The sequence below is a fragment of the Clostridium sp. YIM B02506 genome (assembly GCF_022324845.1).
GTDB classification, from domain to species: Bacteria; Bacillota; Clostridia; order Clostridiales; family Clostridiaceae; genus Clostridium_T; species Clostridium_T intestinale.
In genome coordinates this window covers 37,722-63,995 of the sequence record NZ_JAKGTG010000014.1, presented here as the reverse complement: position 1 = coordinate 63,995, position 26,274 = coordinate 37,722, and the positions used below count along the sequence as shown (strand labels likewise).

General features: G+C 30.3%; 28 protein-coding genes and 1 other annotated feature. All 28 genes read left to right on the top strand.

Going from position 1 to position 26,274, the window contains the following annotated elements:
- Positions 1-100 precede the first annotated feature (100 nt).
- The 28 genes from L1S49_RS12125 (at position 101) to pgeF (ending at position 26,273) form a co-directional block, all read left to right on the top strand.
- Positions 101-859, top strand: coding sequence for an NERD domain-containing protein (locus L1S49_RS12125; protein ID WP_238904716.1), 759 nt, complete (start codon positions 101-103; stop codon positions 857-859).
- Between the two features lie 22 nt (positions 860-881).
- Positions 882-1,157, top strand: a complete 276-nt coding sequence (locus tag L1S49_RS12120; protein WP_238904714.1) for a hypothetical protein — start codon at positions 882-884, stop codon at positions 1,155-1,157.
- A 157-nt stretch (positions 1,158-1,314) separates the two neighbouring features.
- Positions 1,315-1,896: a helix-turn-helix transcriptional regulator gene (locus L1S49_RS12115; RefSeq protein ID WP_238904711.1), complete on the top strand. Its 582-nt coding sequence runs from the start codon at positions 1,315-1,317 to the stop codon at positions 1,894-1,896.
- Positions 1,897-1,918: 22 nt separating this feature from the next.
- Positions 1,919-2,335: a hypothetical protein gene (locus L1S49_RS12110; protein WP_238904706.1), complete on the top strand. Its 417-nt coding sequence runs from the start codon at positions 1,919-1,921 to the stop codon at positions 2,333-2,335.
- A 194-nt stretch (positions 2,336-2,529) separates the two neighbouring features.
- Positions 2,530-3,018, top strand: coding sequence for a PRC-barrel domain-containing protein (locus L1S49_RS12105; RefSeq protein ID WP_073015848.1), 489 nt, complete (start codon positions 2,530-2,532; stop codon positions 3,016-3,018).
- Complete coding sequence (locus L1S49_RS12100) at positions 3,011-4,039, top strand: AI-2E family transporter (RefSeq protein ID WP_238904704.1); 1,029 nt, start codon at positions 3,011-3,013, stop codon at positions 4,037-4,039. The genes L1S49_RS12105 and L1S49_RS12100 overlap by 8 nt, the downstream gene beginning before the upstream one ends.
- A gap of 75 nt (positions 4,040-4,114) precedes the next feature.
- Positions 4,115-4,291 (top strand) — a binding site (T-box leader).
- A gap of 54 nt (positions 4,292-4,345) precedes the next feature.
- Entirely contained in the window at positions 4,346-6,985 is a 2,640-nt protein-coding gene (gene alaS, locus L1S49_RS12095) for an alanine--tRNA ligase (protein WP_238904702.1), read from the top strand.
- A 113-nt stretch (positions 6,986-7,098) separates the two neighbouring features.
- Positions 7,099-7,356: an IreB family regulatory phosphoprotein gene (locus L1S49_RS12090; RefSeq protein ID WP_021802211.1), complete on the top strand. Its 258-nt coding sequence runs from the start codon at positions 7,099-7,101 to the stop codon at positions 7,354-7,356.
- Between the two features lie 57 nt (positions 7,357-7,413).
- Positions 7,414-7,827 carry a Holliday junction resolvase RuvX gene (ruvX, locus tag L1S49_RS12085; protein WP_021802210.1) on the top strand — a complete coding sequence of 138 codons (414 nt, stop codon included), beginning with the start codon at positions 7,414-7,416 and terminating at the stop codon, positions 7,825-7,827.
- A 47-nt stretch (positions 7,828-7,874) separates the two neighbouring features.
- Positions 7,875-8,126, top strand: coding sequence for a DUF1292 domain-containing protein (locus L1S49_RS12080; RefSeq protein ID WP_073015851.1), 252 nt, complete (start codon positions 7,875-7,877; stop codon positions 8,124-8,126).
- A 23-nt stretch (positions 8,127-8,149) separates the two neighbouring features.
- Positions 8,150-8,602 carry a Fur family transcriptional regulator gene (locus L1S49_RS12075; RefSeq protein WP_021802208.1) on the top strand — a complete coding sequence of 151 codons (453 nt, stop codon included), beginning with the start codon at positions 8,150-8,152 and terminating at the stop codon, positions 8,600-8,602.
- 63 nt (positions 8,603-8,665) lie between these two features.
- A complete protein-coding gene (locus tag L1S49_RS12070) occupies positions 8,666-10,333 on the top strand; it encodes a ribonuclease J (protein ID WP_073015852.1) in 1,668 nt (555 codons plus the stop codon).
- Positions 10,334-10,348: 15 nt separating this feature from the next.
- A complete protein-coding gene (locus L1S49_RS12065; protein WP_073015853.1) occupies positions 10,349-10,702 on the top strand; it encodes a YlbF family regulator in 354 nt (117 codons plus the stop codon).
- Between the two features lie 102 nt (positions 10,703-10,804).
- Positions 10,805-12,631, top strand: a complete 1,827-nt coding sequence (gene typA, locus L1S49_RS12060) for a translational GTPase TypA (RefSeq protein ID WP_238904700.1) — start codon at positions 10,805-10,807, stop codon at positions 12,629-12,631.
- A 63-nt stretch (positions 12,632-12,694) separates the two neighbouring features.
- Positions 12,695-13,339 carry an O-methyltransferase gene (locus L1S49_RS12055; RefSeq protein ID WP_238904689.1) on the top strand — a complete coding sequence of 215 codons (645 nt, stop codon included), beginning with the start codon at positions 12,695-12,697 and terminating at the stop codon, positions 13,337-13,339.
- Positions 13,340-13,343: 4 nt separating this feature from the next.
- Complete coding sequence (locus L1S49_RS12050) at positions 13,344-14,567, top strand: U32 family peptidase (protein ID WP_238904680.1); 1,224 nt, start codon at positions 13,344-13,346, stop codon at positions 14,565-14,567.
- An 11-nt stretch (positions 14,568-14,578) separates the two neighbouring features.
- Positions 14,579-15,199 (top strand): uridine kinase, encoded by a 621-nt coding sequence (gene udk, locus L1S49_RS12045; protein WP_073015857.1) that lies wholly within the window; start codon positions 14,579-14,581, stop codon positions 15,197-15,199.
- A 52-nt stretch (positions 15,200-15,251) separates the two neighbouring features.
- A complete protein-coding gene (locus tag L1S49_RS12040) occupies positions 15,252-16,856 on the top strand; it encodes a penicillin-binding transpeptidase domain-containing protein (protein WP_238904678.1) in 1,605 nt (534 codons plus the stop codon).
- A gap of 71 nt (positions 16,857-16,927) precedes the next feature.
- Positions 16,928-17,632 carry an RNA polymerase sporulation sigma factor SigK gene (gene sigK / locus L1S49_RS12035; RefSeq protein ID WP_021802200.1) on the top strand — a complete coding sequence of 235 codons (705 nt, stop codon included), beginning with the start codon at positions 16,928-16,930 and terminating at the stop codon, positions 17,630-17,632.
- A gap of 145 nt (positions 17,633-17,777) precedes the next feature.
- Entirely contained in the window at positions 17,778-18,833 is a 1,056-nt protein-coding gene (locus tag L1S49_RS12030) for a type IV pilus twitching motility protein PilT (RefSeq protein WP_238904675.1), read from the top strand.
- Positions 18,834-19,008: 175 nt separating this feature from the next.
- The gene (locus tag L1S49_RS12025) at positions 19,009-20,283 is read left to right on the top strand and encodes a glycosyltransferase family 2 protein (protein ID WP_073015859.1); all 1,275 of its coding nucleotides are present in this window, start codon (positions 19,009-19,011) and stop codon (positions 20,281-20,283) included.
- A gap of 578 nt (positions 20,284-20,861) precedes the next feature.
- Positions 20,862-21,959, top strand: a complete 1,098-nt coding sequence (gene ftsZ / locus L1S49_RS12020) for a cell division protein FtsZ (protein ID WP_238904672.1) — start codon at positions 20,862-20,864, stop codon at positions 21,957-21,959.
- 170 nt (positions 21,960-22,129) lie between these two features.
- Positions 22,130-22,933 carry a sigma-E processing peptidase SpoIIGA gene (locus L1S49_RS12015; protein ID WP_238904667.1) on the top strand — a complete coding sequence of 268 codons (804 nt, stop codon included), beginning with the start codon at positions 22,130-22,132 and terminating at the stop codon, positions 22,931-22,933.
- Positions 22,934-22,948: 15 nt separating this feature from the next.
- Positions 22,949-23,656, top strand: coding sequence for an RNA polymerase sporulation sigma factor SigE (gene sigE, locus L1S49_RS12010; RefSeq protein ID WP_021802195.1), 708 nt, complete (start codon positions 22,949-22,951; stop codon positions 23,654-23,656).
- 80 nt (positions 23,657-23,736) lie between these two features.
- Positions 23,737-24,510 (top strand): RNA polymerase sporulation sigma factor SigG, encoded by a 774-nt coding sequence (gene sigG, locus L1S49_RS12005; protein WP_021802194.1) that lies wholly within the window; start codon positions 23,737-23,739, stop codon positions 24,508-24,510.
- A 166-nt stretch (positions 24,511-24,676) separates the two neighbouring features.
- The gene (locus L1S49_RS12000; protein WP_021802193.1) at positions 24,677-24,937 is read left to right on the top strand and encodes a YlmC/YmxH family sporulation protein; all 261 of its coding nucleotides are present in this window, start codon (positions 24,677-24,679) and stop codon (positions 24,935-24,937) included.
- A 59-nt stretch (positions 24,938-24,996) separates the two neighbouring features.
- On the top strand, positions 24,997-25,458 hold the full coding sequence (gene nrdR / locus L1S49_RS11995; protein WP_021802192.1) for a transcriptional regulator NrdR: 462 nt from the start codon (positions 24,997-24,999) through the stop codon (positions 25,456-25,458).
- Positions 25,459-25,559: 101 nt separating this feature from the next.
- Positions 25,560-26,273: a peptidoglycan editing factor PgeF gene (gene pgeF / locus L1S49_RS11990; RefSeq protein WP_238904665.1), complete on the top strand. Its 714-nt coding sequence runs from the start codon at positions 25,560-25,562 to the stop codon at positions 26,271-26,273.
- Position 26,274: the final 1 nt, after the last annotated feature.

The window sequence follows — 26,274 nt, the reverse complement described above, 5'->3', positions numbered from 1 at the left end:
TTGCTATAAAGCTAAAAGTCTGCTCCATTTAATACACATAACTGGAATAATGATGTAAAATATAGTGGACGATAATTTTGCTATATATGGGAGGGTTTATATGGACTTAATAATTCAAATACTAATACAAAATTGGTATGCAGTAGTAATAATTTTATTCTTTATAGTTTTAGGCGCATTTAAGCCAAAGATTAAAGGATTTATAGGGGAAGCTGCTGTTTCAAGTAGACTATCTAAGTTAAATCCAAATAATTATAAAGTTATAAATAATCTGATGATAAGAGTAGGAAATAAAACGACACAGATAGATCATGTAGTAGTATCTAATTATGGTATTTTTGTAATTGAGACTAAAAATTATAAAGGATGGATACTTGGGAATGAGCATGATGATTATTGGAGACAACAAATTTATAAGAGAAAAGAGAAGTTATACAATCCTATAAAACAAAACTATGGACATGTAATGGGATTAAAAGAAATTTTGAGTACATATGAGGATATAAAGTATATTCCTATAGTTACTTTTACCACAGAAGCTGACTTGAAGGTTAATACAAAATCAGAAGTTATTTATACAACAAAATTACTTAAAGCTATCGAGAAGTATATCGATACTAATATCTCTAACAAAGATAAAGAGGATATTTATAATAAGTTATTATCTCTAAATATTGATAGTAAAGATAATAGAAAAACTCATGTACAAGCTATACATAATAATGTGAAAGAGAAAAATAATAAAATTAGTAATGATATATGCCCTAGATGTGGTGGAAACTTAGTCACTAGAAAGGGCAAATACGGGAGCTTTAAAGGATGTAGTAATTTTCCCAAGTGCAGATTTACTGCTACATAAATTATTATGAGGGGGAAAATAGATGAGGGCTATAAAAAATAAGAATAATGAATTAGTAATAACTAATTATAGAGATATGGATGAACAGGAAATTTTTGATGAGATTTTTAATATTTTAAAAAACAATTCAGCTATTTATATTGGAAATAAAATAATAGGTCCCTCAGAAGATATTTATAAATGTAAGTTTATAAATGAAGAATTTATTTTAGTTTATGATATAGATTATGGTGTATTTATAAATAGTTCATCAGAAGTAATCATAGAAAAATTACAAGAAATATTGAATAGTTATTAATAGATAAAAGGTTAATAAGTATGTTTATAAATGCTATAATTAGGGCAATTGCAGGTATGTAAAATACTTTTGACATGTGAAAATAAGCCAGTGTAAAGCACTTTTGATTGTGATAATTTATTTAAGATCTTAGACTGAAGTTGCAGGAGGACCTTTTATGGAGATTGGAAAACAAATAAAAAAATATAGAAATGAGATTGGGATTTCTCAGGATGAATTAGCTGAAAAGATTTTTGTATCTCGACAAACAATTTCAAGTTGGGAAAATAGTAAGAGTTATCCTGATCTTAGAAGTTTATTATTACTAGGTTCTCTTTTTGATGTCTCTCTTGACAATTTAATCAAAGGAGATCTTGAAAAAATGAAAGAAAAGGTAAAGGAAGAAGACATTAAAAGATTTAAAAGTGAGGGGAGTATTTTTACTATCCTCATGGTAGTTTTGATTTTAACTCCAGTTCCATTAGCAATGCTTTGGAATTTCGTTGGTTTAGGAATATATGGAGTGATTTTTATTATAACTATGTACTATGCCCTTAGAGTAGAAAAACTAAAAAAGAATTTTGACATTCAGACTTATAGAGAGATTCTTTACTTTGAAGAAGGTAAAAGTATGGATGAAATTGAAAAGAATCAAGAATACGGGAAACGCCCATATCAAAAGTTTTTGTCAGCAGTAGGGGCAGGGTTGATTACTCTTGTTGTTGGAGTTGTTATAGCTATAGTTATTCGTGTATTGTAATAATATTAAAAAGGGGATATTTATGAATAAGAAAAAGTGGACTTTTATGGTCATTATAATGGGTTTAGCGCTTCTGTTTTATTATATTAACACAAAACCTAATTATAAAATTTCAAGGGGAAATGTTAAGGATATATATTGCAAGTATTCTGATAAAAATGGATATTATTCTATTAAAGTTAGTGATTCAGATAAAGAGATGATAATGGATGAAGTAAGTAAAATGAGAAAAAAGAGTGTAAGTGGAGACATAGTTACTCTAAATTATAGTTTTGTTATTGAACTTACGAGTGGGGAAACTTTATCTTTCCATGCAAATACAAAAAATATCATAAAGTTATATTCCAAAGATGGAAAGTCTATTTTAAATATAAAAGCTCCTAAAACTTATGAGTTTATAAAAAGATTTACTGATGAAAATAATATTGAGAGATATTGAAGAATCTAAAGTTGTCTGGAAATAATAATATCTATAGTATCACTCTGCTATAAACAGATAAAAGTTTATGGCAGAGTTTTTTTATTATTTAGGAAAATAGGCATAAAGAATCTAATGAAACTTCATAAATAAATGTTATATTTTATCAATTTTTAGAAATACTAAATATATAATTTTCTATGGGAGGCGATTTTTTGAAACGTAGGAAAGATTTTGTAGGAATGATGGTTTTTGATGTTGGGGGAAAGAAAATAGGAACTGTAACAGATATATATATAGATTTTTATAAGGGAATAGTTAAGGGTTTTAAGATTTCGGCTTTTAGTTTATTTAAGAAAAAGCAGTTTATAGCTGTTGAGGATATTTTATCTTTAAATGAGGTTATAGTAACAGCTAAAACAACCTCTGAAGAAGGCATAGCTTTTTTAGATATTAAGGACATGGAGGTAATAAGTAACGAGGGAAATATTTTAGGTGTAGTTGAGGATGTTCTTATTAATTTATTGAATTATTCAATTAAGGGTATGATTGTTGCCTCAGGGATTTTTGATAAAATATATAAGGGGAAAAGAGTTTTGCTTATAAATAATAGCATACTTGGTGAAAAAGAAATATTATATTATGAGGATCAAAGGATATCCTTTAAGTCTCTTCCACACAATTTGGTGATGTCTAATGAATAGAAGTTATGTGATGAAGTGGGGCAAAAGAATTGGAATATTACTTTTATTATTAGCTATTATATTCATAATAAACAAAAGCTCTATTATAAGAGAGATAGTAGGTGTGGTTTTTACATCCTTTATTATAGCCTATAGTTTAAAACCTGTTAAAAATTCTATAGTAAGTAAATTTAAGTTTAACGAGAGATTAGTTTCTGCTTTATTAGTAGTTGCTATATTAGGGACTGTAGTTTTAACCTTTGCTTTATTAATACCAACATTATTTAAGGAAACTTTGGATATAGAAAATATTTTAAATGGATTTACTGAATTAATAGACTCTGTTCTTAATAAACTTAGAAGTTATAATATAGGTGTTGTGGATGTGATTTATGAGCAGACTAGCGAAAAATTAAATGTTTGGCTTATTGATACTTCTTATAGATTTTTTGATACCCTTATAGCTTTGTGGGAGAATATGATATCCTTGGCTATAATTCCTGTTGTAACTTATTATTTTCTAGCGGATGGGAAAACTCTTGGCAGCAAGCTTTTATTGGTTCTTCCAACTGAAAAAAGAAGTGTTGTTAAACTTATTGGTAAGGATATTGATAAACTTTTAGGTAAATATATATTTTCTCAGCTTCTATTGTCACTTATTATAATAGTTTTAACCTTTATAGGTTTACTTGTAATAGGGATTAAATTTCCTTTATGGCTCTCTATTTTAAATGGAATATTTAATATAATTCCTTACTTTGGCCCTATAATAGGGCTAGTTCCAGCTCTTTTAATAGCTTTTTTAACTTCTCCATCTAAGGCTATTGCAGTTGCGATATTATATTTTGTAATACAACAGTTAGAAGGGGATCTTATAGCTCCTAAGGTTACAGGAGAATCTATTAGTATGCATCCTATTTGCATTATATTATTGCTTTTAATAGGTGAAAAATTAGGAGGAATATTTGGGATGGTTTTGGCCGTTCCTATAGGTGTTATGATTAAGGTTATATATGAGGATATAAATTATTATTTATTTTAGAGATATTAGTTATGACTAAAGGTGATAAATATTGACAAAGTTATTGGCGTATCCTATAATTCAAATATATATTTGTGTTTGGCTGTGAAGAGAATGAGTAGATTTAATTAATGTATCTAGAGAGGAAGTGGATTTGGTGAAAACTTCTTACATATTAAATTGAAGCTGTCTTGGAGCTGATTTTCTTGAGTGATGCTATTATTATAGCATAATTAGGGTGGTACCGCGGAAGTTATGTCTTTCGTCCCTTGTTTAGGGATGAAGGGCTTTTTATTTTAATTTTTTTTATTGTTGGAGGTAAAATATATGAAATTCATGGGAGCAAATGAGCTTAGAGAAGCATATTTAAGTTTTTTTGAAGGTAAAGAACATTTAAGGCTTGAGAGTTTTTCTCTTGTACCTAAAAATGATAAGAGTTTATTATTAATTAATGCAGGTATGGCGCCATTAAAGCCTTATTTTACAGGACTTCAAGAGCCACCTAAAAACAGAGTAACAACCTGTCAAAAGTGTATAAGAACTGGTGATATTGAAAACGTAGGAAAAACTTCAAGACATGGTACTTTCTTTGAGATGCTTGGAAACTTTTCTTTTGGAGATTATTTTAAGGAAGAGATTATTCCATGGGCTTGGGAATTTATAACTGAAACTTTACAAATTCCTAAAGATAAGCTTTATGTAACTATATATTTAGAAGATGACGAAGCTTTTGATATTTGGACTTCAAAAACAGATGTAGATCCAAGTAGAATTTTTAGATTAGGTAAGGATGATAACTTCTGGGAAATTGGAGTTGGACCTTGTGGACCTTGTACAGAAATTCACTTTGACAGAGGAGAAGGTAAGGTTCAGACTGTTGAAGAATTCCTAAAGGCTGCTGATGATGATAGAATAGTTGAGTTCTGGAACCTTGTGTTTACTCAATTTGATAAGGATGAACAAGGAGTTTACAACAAACTTGCAAAACCTAATATAGATACTGGAATGGGTCTTGAAAGAATAGCTACAATAATGCAAGGGGTAAATAATATTTTTGAAATAGATACAGTAAGAAGCATACTTAACAAGGTATGTGAGGTTACAAATTCAAAATACGGTGAGGACCCTAACAAAGATATATCTTTAAGAATAATTACTGACCATCTTAAGAGTGTTGCTATCTTAATTTCTGATGGAGTTTTACCTTCAAATGAAGGAAGAGGTTATGTTTTAAGAAGATTATTAAGAAGAGCTGCAAGACATGGAAGATTGTTAGGAGCTAAGGATATCTTCCTTATAGATATAGTTGATGTTGTTATTGAGAACTATGGAAAAGCTTATTCTAATTTAGTTGAAAAGAAAGATTATATAAAGAAAATCATTTTATTAGAAGAGCAAAGATTTAATGAAACTATAGATTCTGGTATGGATATATTAAAGTCTTATATAGAAGAAATGGAGAAGGCTTCTGAAACTGTATTAGTTGGAGAAAAAGCTTTCAAATTATATGATACTTTTGGATTCCCACTAGAACTTACTATGGAAATATTAGAGGAAAAAGGTTTATCTTTAGATTTAGAAGGTTTTAATAAGTCTATGGAGCATCAAAGAACATCTGCTAGAGAAGCAAGAGGGGAAAGTACTTACATGGGTACTGATGATAAACCTATCAATAAATTAGATGCTTATATAGAAACTGAATTCTTAGGATATTCAAAACTTGAACTTAAATCAGAAGTGGTTGCATTAGCTGATAGTAGTGATTTAAAAGAAAAGTTATCTGAAGGAGATAAAGGTTATATAGTTACTTCTAACACTCCATTTTATGCTGAAATGGGAGGTCAAGTAGGAGACACTGGTGTTATTTATAATGATAATTTTAAGGCAGAAGTTTATGACACTAAGAAAAATGTTTCTGGAAAGACAATCCACTATGTTACTGTAGTTCAAGGTGAAGTTTCAGTTAATGAAGAAGTAACACTTAAGGTAGATAGAGTAAGAAGAAGCAGCATAGGTAAAAATCATACTGCAACTCATATGCTTCATGAAGCTTTAAGAGAAATACTAGGAGAGCATGTATCTCAATCTGGATCTTATGTTGATGCTGAAAGATTAAGATTTGACTTTACACACTTCCAAGGATTAACTAGAGAAGAGCTTGACAAGGTTGAGGATTTAGTTAATGAAAAAATAATGGAAGTATTTGATGTTGATACTGATGTTATGACTATGGATGAAGCAAAATCTTCTGGAGCTATGGCTTTATTTGATGATAAATATGGTGATAAGGTTAGAGTGGTTTCTGTTGGGGAATTCTCAAAGGAACTATGTGGAGGAACCCATGTTAGAAATTCAGGAGAGATTGGATTATTTAAAATAGTTTCTGAAGCTGGTGTTGCAGCTGGAGTAAGAAGAATAGAGGCTTTAACTGGATTTAATGCTTTAAGATATATGGAAGAAAAACAAAATCTATTAAAAGAAGCTTGTGGAATATTAAAATGCAGCGAAAAAGAAGTAATTAAAAAAATTAATACAACAACTCAAGAGCTTAAGGAAAAGGACAAAGAAATTCAAGAGCTAAAGAGTAAATTAGTTTCTGGAATTGAAGATGAAATATTAGGAGCTAAAAAAGTAATAAACGAGGTAGAAGTTGTTGCTTATGTAGTTTCAGATGTTGATGCGAATTCTTTAAGAGATCTTGCTGATAAGGTAAGAAATAAATTAGACCTTGGTGTAGTTGTTTTAGGTAGCGTTTTAGGAGATAAGGTTAACTTTGTATCTATGGCTACTAAAAATGCATTACCAAAAGGAGTACACTGTGGTAAAATCATTAAAGAAGTTGCTACTGTAGCTGGCGGTGGCGGTGGTGGAAGACCAGATATGGCGCAGGCTGGTGGTAAAGATCCGCTAAAAGTTAATGAAGCTATTGCCAAATCATATGAAGTGATTGAAAATTTGGTAAAATAGTGTACATTTTTAATATATTAAGTTATAATAAACTTAGATAATGGGTATATTTATTAATATGTTAATGTAATATTGTGCGAAGGGATGGTGAAGCTGCCTTTTAGCAGCGAATTATGAACGACAATATACAAAATACTATGATGTTTGATAGAAATAGAGATAAAAAAGATTTAACAAAGGCAATGCTGACAGAAGTTTATGATTCACTTATTGAGAAAGGATATAATCCTGTGAATCAATTAGTAGGCTACTTGATTTCCGGAGATCCAACATATATTACTAACTACAATGGAGCTAGAGCTCTAGTGAGAAAACTAGAAAGAGATGAGATTCTAGAAGAAGTAATAAAATCCTATCTAGGAATAGAGTAAAGAGTGCCTTCGGGTGCTCTTTATTGTTAATTGAGTGTTAATTGAGGAGTATATATAATGCGTATTTTAGGTTTAGATTTAGGCACTAAAACTATAGGAGTTGCTGTAAGCGATCCTTTAGGGTTTACTGCACAAGGAATTACTACTGTAAAAAGGAAGAATTTTAATAGCGATATCGAAGAAATAAAAAGGATATATGATGAGTATTCTGTACAAACTATAGTGATAGGACTACCAAAAAATATGAATGGAACTATAGGAGAAGCAGGAGAGAGAACATATAAATTTTGCGAAAAGTTAAAGGCTGCTTTTAATCCTGAAATTGTGTATTGGGATGAAAGACTTACAACTGTGGCTGCTCATAGAGCTATGTTAGAAGCGGACTTATCAAGAGAAAAAAGAAAAAAAATAGTGGATAAAATAGCTGCAACCTTTATCTTACAGGGCTATTTAGATAGAAAATCTAGATAGGGTTAAGGCTTAATATATAATTTTAAAATATTTAAAGGAGTGTTTTTATGGAAAACGAAGTTGATAAAATTACCTTATTAGATGAGGACGGAGAAGAAAAAGAATTTGATGTTGTGACAAAACTTGATATTGAAGAAAATGAATATGTAATAGTTATTCCTTCAGATGGGGATGAAGAAGAAGCTGTTGCGTTAAAAATTGTTAAAGATGAAGATGGAAACGAGGTTCTTGTAAGCATAGAAGACGAAAATGAATTTGAGATGGTTGCAGAAGCTTATGAAACGTTATTTAGTGAGTAATTTATAGAAGAGAGGGTAATTTTATGCCATATTTAAATGAGGAAGAAGTAAATTCTTTAAAGGAAGATTTTAAGAAAAAAGGGTATAAGCTGACACCTCAAAGAAGAGCGATTGTAAACTCTATAATCAAAAATGAGGGTAAGCATTTAACTGCTGAGGAAATTTATGATGAGGTAAAGAGAGATTGTCCAGAGATCGGGCTAGCTACGGTTTATAGAACCATACTTTTACTTGAAGATTTAGGTATAATATATAAATTGGATTTAGATGATGGTTGTGCTAGATTCGAATTAGCTCATGAGGGCGAAAATCATAGACATCACCACTTAGTATGTAACGTTTGTGGTGGGGTTATAGAAGTGGAAGACGATTTATTAGATGAAATTGAACAAAAGATTCAAAATTCTTATAACTTTGCGATAACGGATCACTCAGTTAAGTTTTTTGGAGTTTGTGATAAATGTAGAGACAAATAAATAAAGGTATCCTCTCGATTGAGATGACATCCTTTGTAGACACCTATAAGAAGGAGGGGAAATATGAAAAGAGAAAAAGCAAAGGTTAAAATAATTCCTCTTGGGGGAATTAGTGAGATCGGGAAAAACATTACTGCTATTGAATTTAAAGATGATATCGTAGTAATAGATTGCGGAATGAAGTTTCCAGATGAAGATATGTTTGGAATAGACGTTGTAATTCCAGATGTATCATACCTACAGAAGAACGCTGATAAGGTTAGAGGAATATTCTTAACTCATGGTCATGAAGATCATATAGGAGCATTACCTTATGTCTTAAAGCAATTAAATGTTCCTGTGTATGGAACTAAACTTACCTTAGGGTTAGTTGAAACAAAATTAAAAGAGCACGGTTTATTAAGTTCAGTTGAACTTATAAGAGTAAAACCAAGAGAGGTTGTGAAACTTAATGCTGTGTCTGTGGAGTTTATAAAGATAAATCACTCCATTGCAGATGCATGTGCAATAGCAATTCACACCCCTATTGGAGCAGTACTTCACACTGGTGATTTTAAGATAGACTATACTCCTATTGATAATGAACCAACTGATTTTTCAAGACTAGCTGAGCTTGGAAGAAAAGGAGTACTTGTAATGCTTGCTGACTCTACTAATGTTGAAAGACCAGGTTATACCTTGTCTGAAAGAGTGGTTGGTGAGAACTTTATTAATTTTTTTGGAAAAGCTAAAGGCAGAATAATAGTTGCAACATTTGCATCCAATGTTCACAGAATACAGCAAATTATAACTGCGGCTCAAATATATGGCAGAAAAGTAGCTGTTTCAGGTAGAAGTATGGAGAATGTTGTTCAAGTTGCTGTAGAGCTTGGATATATAGAATTTAATAAGGATGTATTAATAAGCGTTGACGATATTAATAAGTATCCTAATGATAAGGTTGTTGTAATAACTACAGGCAGCCAAGGTGAGCCTATGTCAGCTCTTGCTAGAATGGCAAGTTCTGATCATAAGAAACTTAATGTTATTGAAGGGGATACTGTTATAATATCAGCTTCACCAATTCCAGGTAATGAAAAGTTGGTTTCTAGAGTTATAAATCTTTTATTTAAAAAAGGTGCAGATGTTATTTATGAAGCGTTAGCTGATGTTCACGTATCAGGTCATGCTTTCCAAGAAGAACTTAAACTTATGCATACTTTAGTTAAACCAAGAAACTTCATACCTGTGCATGGAGAGTTTAGACACTTAAAACAACATGGAGAACTAGCTATGAAGTTAGGACTTCCTGAGAAGAATATCCATATTCCTGAAAATGGGGAAGTTATAGAGGTTACAAGAGATTCTATAAGAAAAAATGGAACAGTAACTTCAGGACAAATTTTTGTTGATGGACTTGGTGTTGGAGATGTTGGAAATATTGTTTTAAGAGACAGAAAACATCTATCACAAGATGGAATACTTACTGTTGTAGTTACTATTGAAAAAGAATCTAGTACTGTTATAGCTGGTCCTGATATAATTTCTAGAGGATTTGTATATGTTAGAGAATCTGAAAGACTTATGGATGATGCTAGAGAGATAGTTAAAAAGGTACTAAGAAACTGTGAAGAGAAAAAGATAACTGATTGGGCTACAATGAAAACAAATATTAAGGATGAATTAAGAAATTTCTTATATGAAAAAACTAAGAGAAGACCTATGATTCTTCCTATAATAATGGAAATATAGATTTAGGAGAAATTTATGGCAAACATTAATGATAAGGTAAATGAATTAGCTAAAGCCTTAAAAGAAGATTCTCAAGTTGTGGCCTATAGAGAGGCTACAGAAAAAATAAATGGTAACCCAGAAGCTAAAAAGATGGTTGAAGATTTTAGAAAGATTCAATTTAAAGCATATAGTGAGCAAGTGCAAACTGGAACTGTTTCAGCAGAGACTCAAGAAGAAATGAGAAACTTTGGAACTATTATGACTTTAAATCCAGAAGTTTCAAATTACATTTCATCTGAAGCTAGCTTCGCTGTTATGTGGGATGGTATTTTAAAAACTTTAAATGAGGCAATAGGTGTAAATATTATTGCACCTTCTCAAGAATAAAGTTTGACTTTTTCTCACTATAAGATTAGAATGTAGTATAGACATGAAATTGGATACGTAAGTATCCAATTTTATTTTGCAAATTGTTTGGAGGAATAAATAATGAACTTAACTGTAAGAGAAGATATAAGAAATATAGCAATTATTGCCCATGTTGACCATGGTAAGACAACATTGGTAGACGCACTATTAAAACAAAGTAATATATTCAGAACTAACGAAAGAGTAGAAGAAAGAGTAATGGACTCTAATGACCTAGAAAAAGAAAGAGGAATAACAATTCTTTCTAAAAATACTGCTGTTATACATAATGGTATAAAGATCAACATTATAGATACACCAGGCCATGCTGACTTTGGTGGAGAAGTTGAACGTGTTCTTAAAATGGTAGACTCTGTTCTGCTTGTAGTAGATTCTTATGAAGGTCCAATGCCACAAACTAAATTCGTTTTAAGAAAAGCACTTGAACTTGGATTAAAACCTATAGTTGTAATAAACAAAATTGATAAACCTAATGCTAGACCAGAAGAAGTTATAGACGAAGTTTTTGACTTATTCTTAGAACTTGGTGCTGAAGATGAGCAATTAGATTTCCCTATAGTTTATGCATCAGCAAGAGAAGGTATAGCAAAACTTGAGATAGATGAAGAATCAAGTAACATGGAACCTTTATTTAATACTATAGTTGAAAGAGTAGATGCTCCTAAAGGATATCCAGAAGAACCACTTCAAATGCTTATAACTACATTAGATACTAGTGAGTATGTAGGTAAAATAGCTATTGGTAAAATAGTTCGTGGAACTATAAAGAAAAACCAAAACTTATCAATAGTTAGAAAAGATGGAAGTACAACTAACTTTAAAGCTTCTAATATCTATACCTATGAAGGACTTAAAAGAGTGGATGCTGATACTGCTTCAATTGGAGATATAATCGCTGTTTCAGGTATTGGTGATGCTAATATAGGTGAAACTATAGCAGATTCTGCTAATCCAGAAGCACTACCATTTGTTGATATAGACGAGCCTACTTTAAGCATGAACTTTATGGTTAATGACTCACCATTTGCAGGTAAAGAAGGAGACTTTATAACTTCAAGACATTTAAGAGACAGATTATTTAAAGAACTTGAAACAAACGTAAGTTTAAAAGTTGTAGAAATTACTCCAGACTGTTTCGAAGTATCTGGTAGAGGAGAACTTCACTTATCAATATTAATCGAAACTATGAGAAGAGAAGGATATGAGCTACAAGTTTCTAAAGCTAATGTTATATTTAAAATTGAAAATGGTAAGAAGCTTGAGCCAATAGAATATTTAACTATAGATGTTCCAGAAGAATTTATGGGACCTGTTATGGAAAAATTAGGACCAAGAAAAGCAGAAATGGTTAATATGACATCTGCTCAAAATGGTTATACAAGATTAGAATTTAATATCCCAGCTAGAGGACTTATAGGATTTAGAAATGAATTCTTAACTGATACTAAAGGTAATGGTATAATGAACCACGTATTCCACGGATATGAGCCATTTAAGGGTGAAATTCCAGGAAGAAGCAGAGGATCAATAGTTGCTTTTGAATCAGGTGAAGCTATAACTTATGGATTATACAATGCTCAAGAAAGAGGTACCTTATTTATAGGTGCTGGAGTTGATGTATATGAAGGAATGATAGTTGGAGAATCTTCAAGAGCTGATGATTTAGATGTTAATGTATGTAAGAGAAAGCAATTAACAAATACTAGATCTTCAGGTTCAGATGATGCTTTAAAATTAACAACTCCTAGAGCGATGTCTCTTGAACAATCTTTAGAGTTCATCAATAGCGATGAATTAGTAGAGGTTACTCCTGAAAACATAAGAATGAGAAAAAGAGTTTTAAATAGCGGAGAAAGAAAAAGAACAACATCAAGAAATAAAAAATAATTAATAGCCTTAGGGCTTTTAATTATATTAAGAGTAAATTTACCTTTAAAGGTTGGAGGGAAAATGAGCGGAATTACTTATGATTATATGGAAAGCTATATAAGAGGACTTATTCCTGAAAATATTGGAATCTTAAAGGAACTCGAAGATTATGCAAAAGAAAATAAAGTTCCAATAGTTCAAAAAGAAACTGCAAAGTTTTTAGAGTTCATGGTAAGTTTTCAAAAGCCTTTAAAAATTTTAGAGTTAGGTACAGCTATAGGATATTCTGCAATAATGATGTATGAGGCAAGTGGAAAGCTTGCTCATATAACTACCATAGAAAGAAGCGAAGAGATGATAACTATGGCAGAAGAGAATATTAAAAGATTTTCTTTAGAGGATAATATAAAAATTCTAAAAGGTGACTGTTTAGAAATTTTAGAAAGCTTAGATGAAGAGTATGATATGATTTTTATGGATGCTGGAAAAGGACATTATAATCATTTTTTACCTCACTGTTTAAGACTTCTTAAACAAGATGGAATTATTATTGCAGATAATGTACTTTTTAGAGGAATGGTTGCTTCTAGAGATTTACTTCAAAGAAGAAAAATAACTATAGTAAAAAGAATGAAAACATATTTAGACTTAGTATCAAAAGATGAAAGCTTAATCACCTCTGTTATACCAATGGGTGATGGGATAGCTATAACTAAAAGGAGGTAGGGTTATGAGGATACCAGAACTACTAGCACCAGCAGGTAGTTTAGAGAAGTTGAAAACAGCCATAGATTACGGTGCTGATGCAGTTTATTTAGGTGGGAATAAGCTTAATTTAAGAGCTTTTGCTGATAATTTTACAAATGAACAAATAAAAGAAGGGGTAGAATATGCTCATAAAAGAGGGAAAAAAGTCTATATGACTTTAAACGTAATTCCTCATAATGGAGATTTATATGGTTTAGAGGATTATCTAAAAGAAATATATTCTCTTGAAGTAGATGCTATAATAGTAGCAGACCCTGGTATAATAGCTACTGCTAGAGAAGTTGTTCCTGAGCTAGAGATACACTTAAGTACTCAAGCTAATAATACTAACTGGAGATCAGCTAAATTTTGGTATGATCAAGGGGTTAAAAGAATAGTTCTTGCAAGAGAGCTTACTATGAAAGAAATTAATGATGTAAGAGAAAACCTTCCTGAAGAATGTGAGATAGAAGCATTTATTCATGGTTCTATGTGTATGAGCTATTCTGGAAGATGTGTAATGTCTAATTACATGACAGGAAGAGATTCTAATAGAGGGGCTTGTGCGCAGCCTTGCAGATATAAGTATTATTTAGTTGAAGAGAAAAGACCAGGAGAATACTTCCCTATAATTGAAGATGATAAGGGAAGTTACATAATGAATTCTAAAGATCTATGTATGATTGAACATATTCCAGAACTGATGGAAAGTGGAATATATTCATTTAAAATAGAAGGAAGAATGAAAAGCTCCTACTATGTAGCAGCTATAGTTAAGTCTTATAGACAGGCAATAGATGCATATTTAGCGAATCCAGAAGGATATGAACTTAAGCAGTCTTGGGTAGATAATTTATTAAAGGTATCACATAGAAGTTATCATACAGGATTTTATTTTAATGAACCTAATAAACAAGTATATGACACATCATCCTATGTAAGAGATTACGATATAGTTGGTGTGGTTAAAGAATATGATGAAGTAAATAAAATAGCTACGATAGAGCAAAGAAACAGAGTATTTGAAGGAGATAAGGTAGAGGTATTAGGCCCTGTTGGAGAAAACTATGAGATAGTATTATCCGATATGCATGATGGAAAAGGTGAAAAGATTGAAGTTGCACCAAGGGCTCAAATGATATTCTCAATTAAAGTAGATGCTCCTTTAAAAGTTAAAGATATGCTTATTAAAGGAAAAGATAACTAGAGGGGGATATTATGAATAAACCTATTCTTATTGGAATTACTGGGGGAACTGGCTCAGGCAAAAGCACTATAGCAAAAGAAATATATAATAACTTTTCTGAAAATCGTATAGGTATGATTGAACAAGATTCTTATTACAAAGATCAGTCACATTTAAGTATGGAAGAAAGAGTTAAAACTAATTATGATCATCCAAAAGCTTTTGATAATGATTTATTAGTTGAACATCTTAAGCAATTACTAGAATGTAAAAGCATAGATAAGCCTATATACGATTTTTCAAATCATAATAGAAAAAGTGAAACTATAAAGGTTGATTCAAAAGAAATCATAATAATAGAAGGAATATTAGTTCTTGAAGATGAAAGAATAAGAGATCTATTAGATATAAAGATTTATGTTGATACTGATGCTGATGTTAGAATAATCAGAAGAATGGTTAGAGATATTAAAGAAAGAGGAAGAACTGTTGAGTCTGTTATTGATCAATACCTATCAGTAGTTAAACCAATGCATCTTCAATTTACAGAGCCTACTAAAAGGTATGCTGACATTATAATACCAGAAGGTGGACAGAATAAGGTTGCAATAGATATCATGGTTTCTAAAATAACTCAAATTTTACAAAATTAATTGAATAAAACATCTCTCTAGAGTCAAAAATTTAGCTGGGGAGGTGTTTTTTTTGTTAAGAAAAAAATATTCAAAAAGACTAAGAGCCATGATTATAGTATTTTCGCTAATTTTATTAGTTTTATCATACAGAACATATGATGTTGTTACAAAATATAGTCCTCAAAGTACCAAGGGAGCTGTAGCTAATACTCAAGTAGAAAATTTGTCAGAAACAAATTACATGCTTTTAGATACTAATGGCAAGGACTTAAGAAGCTACAAGAAAAAATATGTTGTTGTAATAGATTCTAAACCTTTTTCTTTAAATAATTTTGAAGAAAACATTGAGGGGCTTTTAGCCTTTAACTTTATTATGAAGTCACAGGTAGATAACTTTGCCTATGATGAGGTTCTGAAAAAAGGTGGAAAAAGTTATTTTGTTGTTAATCAAGAGGCTTATGAAAAAGTTAATAAGATTCAGGGTGTTAAGGGAATATATACATATGTATATGATGAAATAGAAAGAAACTACGCCTGGGGAATTGGAGATATTTTAAGCAATATAAATGAAAAAAATAATTACGAGGAAGACTCACTTGAGGAAAAGCTTCTAAAAGAGATAAAATCTAACGATCCTCCTCAAGGAAAATTTGAGATTGAAAAAGATGGAACTTACAAGGCTGGAGTATTAGGAGTAAATCCAGAAAATAAAAATATTAAATTAACCATAGACCTTGATATGAATGAAAAAATAAAAGATATATTAAATAAAGAGCAGTTTTCTAATTTAAGTAATATAGGGGTTATACTTATGGATAGTGAGACAGGAAAAATTAAGGCATTAGCTCAAAAAGATGACTCTATGCCAAACATCTTAATTGGAGCTGAAGGCTTAGGGTTTGAACCTGCTTCAACATTTAAATTAATAGTAGAAGAGGCAGCTTTAGAGAATAAAGCAGTAACTTTGGATTCAACCTTTACCTGTACAGGACAAATATGTCAAAAAGATGGAAAACCTTATTCTCATGGTACTCTAACCGTTAGAAAAGCCCTTGAGATATCTTGTAATGATACTTTTTACCATGTAGCTCAAAAGGTTGGTTATGACAAGTTAATGGAGATGGCTGAGAAGCAGGGACTGTATTCTAAAGTACTTGGTTTAACAAAAGAGGTTACTGGACAAAAACCTTTAGAAGAGGCTAGTTTAAGAAATATAGCAATAGGTCAATCTATGACAGTAACGCCAATACAGATGGCAGGTGCCATAAATACTATTGTAAATAATGGTGTATATGTTGAGCCAAGTGTAATAGAAGGGTTTGTGGATAATAAAGATAATGTTGTAGATACCTTTAATTATAAAAAGACTACAGTTATATCAAAGGAAACAGCAAACTTAATAAAAAGTAATATGAGAGATGTTGTTAGTAAAGGAACTGGTACAACAGCATATATAAAAAATGTTGAAATCGGAGGAAAAACTGGTTCTGCTACTGGAAGCAATGGAACTACCCATGGATGGTTTGGAGGATATTTCAAAAAAGGAAATAAAAATTACACTATGATAGTTTTTGTTCCAGACATTAATGGGAAAAACAAACAAGGAGAAGATTTAGTAGGTGGAAACACAGCAGCCCCTGTTTTTAAAGATATTGTTTTAGAACTTTTAAAATAAATTTAATGATACATGCAACATTGGATCATTATTTCATATTATATTAATAAGCATTATTAGGAGGCACATCTGTGTTTATGATTAGTAACCTTATAGATATAATATGTAACTTACCTTTATTGACTGGGTATATAAATAACAATAATAATACATTTCCAAAGCCACTTTCAGAAGCTGATGAGGAATTGTATTTAAAAAAATTCCATGAAGGAGATGTATCAGCGAAAAGTATACTTATCGAAAGAAACTTAAGATTAGTAGCACATATAGTAAAAAAGTATTCAATGCAGAACAAGGATGTAGATGATTTAATCTCTATAGGAACTGTAGGCTTAATTAAAGCCATAGAGTCTTTTGACTCTTCAAAAGGTACTAGATTAGCTACTTATGCAGCTAGATGTATCGAAAATGAAATACTTATGCTTTTTAGAAATAATAAAAAAAATAAAAGTGAAGTATATTTACAAGATCCTATAGGAATAGATAAAGAAGGTAACGAGATATGTTTAATGGATGTATTGAGCAGTGAAAGTGATTCTGTAGTTGAAATAGTTGAAAATAATCTACAAGTGAGAAGTCTCTATAATAAAATGAGTAAGTTTTTAAGTACAAGGGAAAGAGAAATCTTAGAGATGAGATATGGATTAATAGATGGAAAGGTTAAAACTCAAAGAGAAATAGCTGTAATTTTAGGTATATCTAGATCTTATGTATCAAGAATAGAAAAGAAAGCTTTAAAAAAGCTAAATAAAGAGATGAACTTTAATAAGATATAGTTAATGACCAGAGGTTAACTCTGGTCATTAACTATAATTTTTTATGAAAAAAAGGAATTTAAATTTTAGTATAGAATTTAGTTTATTAATGGTATAATTAGTTATTATTGATATTTTTTATTACACCTTAGATTGGAGGAAATTAATGTACGTTTTAGTTGAACTGTTAAGTAAAACATTAGAGTTAGGGGCATCAGATTTGCATCTTACAGTAGGAATTCCACCTGTAATTAGAGTTAATGGTGGATTAATTAAAATAGGAAGTTCTAATCTAACTCCTGTAGACACCGAAAAATTTGCAAAAGAAATACTAGAAGAAAAATTTTCAGAATATAGTCAAGTGGGTGAATATGATACATCTTATTCAATTGCTGGCTTAGGTAGATTTAGAGTGAATGTATTTAAACAAAGAAATTCAGATGCATTAGCACTTAGAGTTATTGCATTAAAGATACCTACACTTCAAGAGCTTAGTCATCCACCTGTATTAAAAGAGTTAACAGAGAAAAAGAGAGGATTAGTTCTAGTTACAGGGCCAACTGGAAGCGGTAAATCTACTACTTTGGCTGCCATGCTTAATGAAATAAATCATAATAGAGAAGCTCATGTAATAACTTTAGAAGATCCTATAGAATTTTTACATAAACATGATAAGTGTATAATTAATCAAAGAGAAATAGGAAAAGATTCAAATAGTTATCAAAATGCTTTAAGAGCTATATTAAGAGAGGACCCTGATGTTATTCTAGTTGGAGAGATGAGAGATCTTGAAACTATAGCTATAGCAATAACAGCTGCTGAAACAGGGCATTTAGTCTTTTCAACACTACATACTATTGGAGCTGCAAAGACTATAGATAGAATAGTAGATGTTTTCCCTCCGCACCAGCAACAACAAATAAGAATTCAATTGTCAGCAGTTTTACAAGGAATTGTTTCGCAACAATTGGTACCAACAGCTGATAAACAAAGTAGAGTAGCAGCATTAGAAGTTATGATCACTACCCCAGGAATTCAAAATATAATAAGAGAAGGAAAAACCCATCAAATTGAATCATCAATACAAACTGGAAGCAAATATGGAATGAAGACTATGGATATGGCTTTAGCTGAGTTATATAGAAAAGGAATTATTAGTCAAGAGACAGCTTTAAGTTATGCCGTTGATAGAGAGACTATTAAAAGAATTATGTTGCTTTAGATAAAACTAATTTGTAAGATATCAGATTCATCTTACAAATTAGTTTTTAAATATATTTGATATAGACCCAAAAAAATTAAATAATTAGCAATAAATTAACATATTAAGGCGAACAATAAGTAGTATTATAAGTTGTTTTATGCTAAAATGGGTATGAATTAGGGGGGAACTTTTGATGCAATATATAAAAGGTATACTAGACTATATCTCAGTTATTTATTCAAACGTAGTATTTGTAATATCAATGTACTTTTTATTTCTTTCATTTTTTGGACTTATTAAGGTTAAATCAAAGAAGAAAAAGAAACCCACAACAAGTTTTGCATTAGTTGTTGCGGCTCATAATGAAGAGAAAGTTATTAGCGGTATAATAGATAGTTTAAATAGGTTAGATTACCCTAAAGAATTATATGATATTTTCGTTATAGCAGACAATTGCACTGATAATACAGCTAGAATTGCTAGACAATGTGGTGCACAAGTTTTTGAAAGAATGGATGCAGAGAAAAGAGGAAAAGGATATGCTTTAGAGTGGATGTTTAATAAATTGTTTTCCATGAAGAAGCAATATGATTCAGTTGCAGTTTTTGATGCCGACAATTTGGTAAGCAAGAACTTTTTAAGTGAAATTAACAACAAATTTTTAGATGGATATAAAGTTGTTCAAGGATATTTAGATTCTAAAAATCCTAATGATACATGGATTACAGCTAACTACTCAATATCTTTTTGGTTATCTAATAGAATATTCCAATTGGCCAGAGCAAATATCGGATTATCAAGCCAATTAGGAGGTACAGGTTTTTGTATAAAAACAGATATACTTAGAGAATTAGGATGGGGAGCTACTTGTTTAACAGAAGACTTAGAGTTTACTTGTAAGCTTGTACTGAATGGATATAAGGTTGGATGGGCACATGATGCTATCATCTATGATGAAAAACCTTTAACATTAGGGCAGTCTTGGGCTCAAAGAAAAAGATGGATGCAAGGATTTGCAGATGTATCTAGTAGATATTTCTTTAAGTTATTGAAAAAGGGAATAAAAGAGCTTAATGTTGTGGTTTTAGATTGTGCACTTTATAGTATACAACCGATAATTATAGTTTTGCTTGGAATAGCTTTGGTTTTAAATATGTATAATCAAGTTGTTAATGCCCCAGAGCTTATATCGGGAGTTCTAAGTACTCTTAATAATTTTAATGCTAATATTACAAAGGTTGGAGCGACTGGACTAATAATACTACAATTTTTATATAATCCTATAATATTGGTTTTAGAAAGAAAGTTAAGCTTTAAAATACTACTATATTATATTTTAAATCCTATATATTCTTTAACATGGGTACCAATATCTATTCAAGGTATGATAGATAAAAATAAAAAAGAATGGTCTCATACAGCTCACACTAGAAATATAGATATAACTGAGTTAGAGAAGGTGAATTAACATACAGGAAACTGTATGTTTTTTTGTTTTTGGTATAATTTACATAGAGGAAAAATTAAAGTTTTGTTGAATATACTTAATAGTTCTAATTTCTTTCTGAAATGAGAATAAATATTTTAATTTGGTTATAAAACAAATCATTTTATTTACGATAATATAATGAGAGGGAATATAACCAGAATATTCATAGGGAAATTATTGATAATTTTTATAAAATAATTTAATAAATCCTTAAAATCATAATATTTCAGTTAAAAAAACGAAAATAGTATGATAAAATAAATAATATAGTTATTTTTGGTGATATCTTAATTTATTTTGAAAATACTAAGAAATGTTTATAATATTTGTAGGAAAATTGTTAATTTTATCTCCAAATGAGACTTATTTACAAATTTCTTCAACAAATTCATCCTTACCACTTGTAAAGGATGTATATGATGATTTAAAATTAATGTATAGGATTTTTACAATTGAGAATATTTTAACTAAGGAAAGTAGTAAACAAATGAACTATTAATAACGAATTAACTAAAATAAAATTTTACTAAAGGAAATTTTCTAAAGGAGGAATTACTTTGTTAGACTTTGAAGTAGATATGCATGATTTTGCCAATATAAAGGTTGTTGGCTGTGGTGGCGGAGGTAGTAACGCCGTTAATAGAATGATTGTTGAAGGATTAAGAAATGTTGAATTTATTGCTATAAATACTGATAAGCAAGCACTTATGCTTTCACATGCTAATCAGAAAATACAAGTAGGAGAAAAATTAACTAAAGGTTTAGGAGCAGGAGCTAACCCAGAGATTGGGAAAAAAGCTGCTGAAGAAAGTAGAGAAGAAATCGAAGAGGCTATTAAAGGCGCTGATATGGTGTTTATAACTGCTGGTATGGGTGGGGGAACTGGAACTGGAGCTGCCCCTGTAGTAGCTGAAATAGCTAAATCTTTAGGTATATTGACTGTTGGAGTAGTTACTAAGCCATTTCCTTTTGAAGGAAGAAGAAGAATGAAACACGCAGAAATGGGTATAGAGAATCTTAAAGAAAAAGTAGATACATTAGTTACAATTCCTAATGAAAGATTATTGTCAATGGTTGATAAAAAAACTACTTTACTTGAATCTTTTAAATTTGCAGATGATGTATTAAGACAAGGTGTACAAGGTATATCTGATTTAATAACTATACCTGGACTTGTTAATCTTGACTTTGCAGATGTTAGAGCAGTTATGTTGGACAAAGGTTTAGCACATATGGGGGTTGGAACTGGTACTGGCGATAATAGAGCTCAAGATGCAGCAAAGCAAGCTATATCATCACCATTATTAGAGACATCAATTGTAGGAGCTACTGGAGTATTATTAAATGTAACTGGAGGAGCTGATTTAGGTCTTTTAGAAATTAATGAAGCGGCAGAAATAGTTCAAGAGGCTGCTGACCCAGATGCTAACATAATATTTGGTGCTGTGATTGATGAGACATTAAAAGATGAAATAAGAATCACTGTTATTGCTACAGGTTTTGAAGAAGAAATAAGAAGAATTCAAAAACAAGAAGTTAAAGAAGAAGTAGCAGCAACTACAATGACAAGAGAGAAAGAAGAAGTAGTGGAAAGCCAGGCTTTTGATCCAGAAGAGATAAATATACCTACTTTTTTAAGAAATAGAAGAAAATAATAAAATTTATGATAAACAGCTATGAGGTTTTATAAACCGCATAGCTGTTTTTTTAACTATGCAATGTAATTTATTGTAAAAAAGAGGTGTAAAATAATTGAAATTATAATGTTTAAAATGACAAAATTCTGATATTAATAGTTTTATAATTTACTTGTGAGGTGGAATTGATGGAGATAAATTTAGATATATTTTTAATAGAGAATTTTGTGATTAATTTATTTTTAATAGTAATAATGATGAAGTTATTAAGAGCCAAGCGAAAACGAAGAATGGAAATTATAGCAGCAATGGTTGGAGCTTTTTACACTTTAGTTATGATATTTCCTGAAGTGAGTATTTTAGCCGCCTTACCATTTAGAATAATAGTAGCTGTTATTATGGTTTATATAGCTATGAGGTGTAGAAATGTTAAAGAGATACTTAAGGGAACATTAGTGTTAATATTAACATCATTTATATTAAGTGGAGTATCCTTTGGATTTTCTTTAATGGGTAATGGATATAGCTTAGAAGATGGACTTACAATAAATAATTATCCAATAAAATATTTAATAATGTCTATATTAACTATATTTATATTAGTTGAAAGAATTGTTAATACAATCAGAGATAAGATGTTTGTGGAGAATTATATATACAATTTGACAATAAAGTACCATAGTAAAGAATTTTATGCTAAAGGTTTTTTAGATACAGGAAATGAATTGAGAGAACCAATTACAGATTTGCCTGTGATTGTAGTTGAAAGCGATATATGTAAATATGCCGATTTTAATGAAAAAGAGGCTATATATATAAATATAAAAACTATCAATGGTGATGGTGGAAAGCTAAAGGGTTTCAAAGTTAAAGATGTAGTAATTGAAAATGAAAAAAGTAAGTTGATTAGAGATGTTATTGTCTGTTTAACAGAAAATATATTAAGCGGAGAAGGAGCTTATAATGCATTGTTATCTAGAGGAATAGTATAAGGGAGTTGTGACGTTATGATGAAAATACTTTTATTACTTAATAAGCTTGTAATCAAATTAAAGTTATTTAAAAAGAGGGTTTATTATATTGGTGGAAGCGATGCTTTACCACCACCACTATCAAAAGAAGAAGAAGAAGAACTTGTAGAAAATCTTATGTCTGGAGACGAAAGAATAAGAAGTACATTGATTGAAAGAAATCTAAGATTAGTTGTTTATATAGCTAGAAAGTTTGAAAATACGGGGGTAGGTGTTGAAGATTTAATTTCAGTTGGTACTATTGGATTGATAAAGGCTGTTAATACTTTTAATCCTGAGAAAAAGATAAAACTTGCTACTTATGCATCAAGGTGTATAGAAAATGAAATTTTGATGTATTTAAGAAGAAATTCAAAGGTAAAAGCCGAAATTTCTTTTTATGAGCCACTTAACATAGATTGGGATGGAAATGAATTATTATTATCAGATATATTAGGCACAGAAAATGATATAGTATATAACCTAATAGAAGATGAAGTGGACAAACAACTTTTGTTTATGGTTCTTAAAAGTTTAAATGAAAGAGAAAAGGAAATAGTTAAATTAAGATTTGGATTATATGGGGTTAGAGAAAAGACACAGAAAGAGGTAGCCGACATGCTTGGGATATCACAATCATATATTTCAAGATTAGAAAAAAAGATAATAAGTAGATTAAAAAAAGAAATGAATAAAATGATTTAAATTATTATCAGTATAAAATTTACTTCTTAGGGATATACTCTAAATGCAATCAGTTATTACTTCCTAAGGGGTTGATCATTTTGATAATTAATAAGGTTGAAATCTGTGGAGTAAATACTTCAAAGCTTCCTGTACTAAAAGGCAAGGAAATGAAGGAGCTTTTACTCAAAATGAAAGCTGGAGATGATAGTGCTAGAGAGATATTCATAAAAGGAAACTTAAGGCTTGTATTGAGTGTTATACAAAGATTTAACAACCGTGGTGAAAATGTTGATGACCTTTTTCAGGTGGGTTGCATAGGATTAATGAAAGCTATTGACAATTTTGATTTATCACAAAATGTAAAATTTTCTACCTATGCTGTTCCAATGATTATAGGAGAAATCAGAAGATATTTAAGAGATAATAATTCAATTAGAGTAAGCAGATCTTTAAGAGATATTGCATATAGAGCTCTATTAGTGAGAGATAGATTAATTAATGAAGATAATAAAGAACCAACTATATCTCAAATTGCAAAGGAGTTAGATCTACCAAGAGAAGAGGTAGTATTTGCATTAGATGCAATACAAGATCCAGTATCATTGTTTGAGCCTATTTACCATGATGGTGGAGATGCTATTTTTGTAATGGATCAGATTAGTGATAGCAAAAATGGAGATGATAGTTGGTTAGAAAATATATCGATTAAAGAAGCCATGAAGAAATTAAACGAAAGAGAGAAATTAATATTAACATTAAGATTTTTTAATGGAAGAACACAAATGGAAGTCGCAGATGAAATAGGTATTTCTCAAGCACAAGTCAGTAGACTAGAAAAAACAGCATTAAAACATATGCGAAAGTATGTCTAAGAGCTCAATTGAGCTCTTATTTTTCATTGTTTATAGGAATTAGTGGCATTGTATTAATTTAACGTGTGCAGAAATATTTTTTATTGTGCAGAAATATTTTTTATGTGCATATATTTTTAATTAAAGAATATTATGTAATACAGTAAAAGTTATAGGGGGGAGAACAATGGATGAGGAATTACATTCAATAAACTCTATTCGAGCTATGGAAGTTATTGATATTGAGCGTGGAGCTAAAATAGGATTTGCTAGAGATTTTAAAATAGATTGTGAAAGTAGTACCATAGAGTCAATACTTATTCCAGTTCAAAAAGGATCTTGGTTTGGTAAAGTGGAATTTATAGAAGTACCATGGAAAGATATAATAAAAATAGGTGATGATGTTATTTTAGTTAAGTTAAATACATTTATGGATGAAATACTCTAGAAAAAATCGTATATTGACTGTATAATATAATTACATTAGAAAAGAAGGGCGTGAAGTTAGTGAGATGTCCATATTGTTCTTATGAAGAAAGTAAGGTTGTTGATTCTCGTTCTACAGAGGATTTTACAGCTATTCGAAGAAGAAGAGAATGTCTTAGCTGTGGGAAAAGATACACAACTTATGAAAAGGTTGAAGATATACCTATTTTGGTAATTAAAAAGGATATGAACCGCGAGATTTTCTCAAAGGAAAAAATAGTTAGCGGTTTAATAAAAGCATGCCAAAAGCGACCTGTATCTAGAGCTCAAATTGAAGATTTAGCTAATGATGTTGAAAAAGCTATTAGTAATAAGATGATTTCTGAGGTTAAGTCAGAATATATTGGTGAGATGATAATGGAAAGGCTTAAGGTAATAGATGAAGTATCCTATGTTAGATTTGCATCTGTATACAGACAATTTAAGGATATCAATACTTTTTTACAGGAAATTAAAAGCTTAATGACAAACAAGGACTACTAATAGAAGGTAGTCCTTTTGTTATAATTAAGTTAAAAAAGCAATTATAATGTTTCAAATTAACTATAAAATGTTAAAATTAAATTACTTGAGGAGGATAATTGATGACAAAAATTAATAATGAAGAATTCATATCATTTTCTGATGATAAGTTTGAAATATATTTTTCTATAGGAGATAAAAATTATAACAGAAAGCTTGAAAAAGGCAGGAATAATATAGAGAAGTTAAAAGATATATTTGAATTAAGTTCTATAAAGTATCTTACCCAAATACATTCAGATAAAATCATAAATGTATCTAATGTTAATGAAGAAACTAGTAGCGAAGAAGCAGATGGTCTCATTACAATTTTGAAGAATATGGGAGTAGGTGTTTTTTATGCAGACTGTGTGCCAGTTATATTATATGATAAGGTTAAGGGCGTCATAAGTGCAGTTCACAGTGGATGGAGAGGAACTTATGATGAAATAGTTAAGAATGCAATAAGCATGATGAAAGATAAATATAAATCAAATGAAGAAGATATTAAAGTTATTATAGGGCCCCATATTAGGCAATGCTGCTATGAGGTTAGTGAAGAATTAAGAGATAAGTTTAATAATAAGGAATCTTTTAAGGGAGAAAATCTTTTTGAGGGAAGAAATCTTTCATTAGAGAAAGTAATATTAAAGACATTGAGGAATAATAGGATAAAAGAAGAAAATATACAGACTATTAAATTATGTACTTGTTGCGATACGAATAATAAATTACATTCCTATAGAAGAGATGGAAATGAAGCTGGAAGATGTTATTCGTTTATAGTTAAAAGATAAT

Excerpts from the sequence above, each read along its gene's own strand:
- L1S49_RS12125 (WP_238904716.1), top strand. The coding sequence starts at position 101 with ATGGACTTAATAATTCAAATACTAATACAAAATTGGTATGCAGTAGTA.
- L1S49_RS12080 (WP_073015851.1), top strand. The coding sequence starts at position 7,875 with ATGGAAAACGAAGTTGATAAAATTACCTTATTAGATGAGGACGGAGAA.
- L1S49_RS12110 (WP_238904706.1), top strand. The coding sequence starts at position 1,919 with ATGAATAAGAAAAAGTGGACTTTTATGGTCATTATAATGGGTTTAGCG.
- L1S49_RS12025 (WP_073015859.1), top strand. The coding sequence starts at position 19,009 with ATGCAATATATAAAAGGTATACTAGACTATATCTCAGTTATTTATTCA.
- L1S49_RS12015 (WP_238904667.1), top strand. The coding sequence starts at position 22,130 with ATGGAGATAAATTTAGATATATTTTTAATAGAGAATTTTGTGATTAAT.
- udk (WP_073015857.1), top strand. The coding sequence starts at position 14,579 with ATGAATAAACCTATTCTTATTGGAATTACTGGGGGAACTGGCTCAGGC.
- L1S49_RS12090 (WP_021802211.1), top strand. The coding sequence starts at position 7,099 with ATGAACGACAATATACAAAATACTATGATGTTTGATAGAAATAGAGAT.
- ruvX (WP_021802210.1), top strand. The coding sequence starts at position 7,414 with ATGCGTATTTTAGGTTTAGATTTAGGCACTAAAACTATAGGAGTTGCT.
- L1S49_RS12120 (WP_238904714.1), top strand. The coding sequence starts at position 882 with ATGAGGGCTATAAAAAATAAGAATAATGAATTAGTAATAACTAATTAT.
- L1S49_RS12055 (WP_238904689.1), top strand. The coding sequence starts at position 12,695 with ATGAGCGGAATTACTTATGATTATATGGAAAGCTATATAAGAGGACTT.
- pgeF (WP_238904665.1), top strand. The coding sequence starts at position 25,560 with ATGACAAAAATTAATAATGAAGAATTCATATCATTTTCTGATGATAAG.
- typA (WP_238904700.1), top strand. The coding sequence starts at position 10,805 with ATGAACTTAACTGTAAGAGAAGATATAAGAAATATAGCAATTATTGCC.
- L1S49_RS12065 (WP_073015853.1), top strand. The coding sequence starts at position 10,349 with ATGGCAAACATTAATGATAAGGTAAATGAATTAGCTAAAGCCTTAAAA.
- L1S49_RS12115 (WP_238904711.1), top strand. The coding sequence starts at position 1,315 with ATGGAGATTGGAAAACAAATAAAAAAATATAGAAATGAGATTGGGATT.
- sigE (WP_021802195.1), top strand. The coding sequence starts at position 22,949 with ATGATGAAAATACTTTTATTACTTAATAAGCTTGTAATCAAATTAAAG.
- L1S49_RS12075 (WP_021802208.1), top strand. The coding sequence starts at position 8,150 with ATGCCATATTTAAATGAGGAAGAAGTAAATTCTTTAAAGGAAGATTTT.
- L1S49_RS12100 (WP_238904704.1), top strand. The coding sequence starts at position 3,011 with ATGAATAGAAGTTATGTGATGAAGTGGGGCAAAAGAATTGGAATATTA.
- L1S49_RS12000 (WP_021802193.1), top strand. The coding sequence starts at position 24,677 with ATGGATGAGGAATTACATTCAATAAACTCTATTCGAGCTATGGAAGTT.
- L1S49_RS12070 (WP_073015852.1), top strand. The coding sequence starts at position 8,666 with ATGAAAAGAGAAAAAGCAAAGGTTAAAATAATTCCTCTTGGGGGAATT.
- L1S49_RS12030 (WP_238904675.1), top strand. The coding sequence starts at position 17,778 with ATGTACGTTTTAGTTGAACTGTTAAGTAAAACATTAGAGTTAGGGGCA.
- L1S49_RS12050 (WP_238904680.1), top strand. The coding sequence starts at position 13,344 with ATGAGGATACCAGAACTACTAGCACCAGCAGGTAGTTTAGAGAAGTTG.
- alaS (WP_238904702.1), top strand. The coding sequence starts at position 4,346 with ATGAAATTCATGGGAGCAAATGAGCTTAGAGAAGCATATTTAAGTTTT.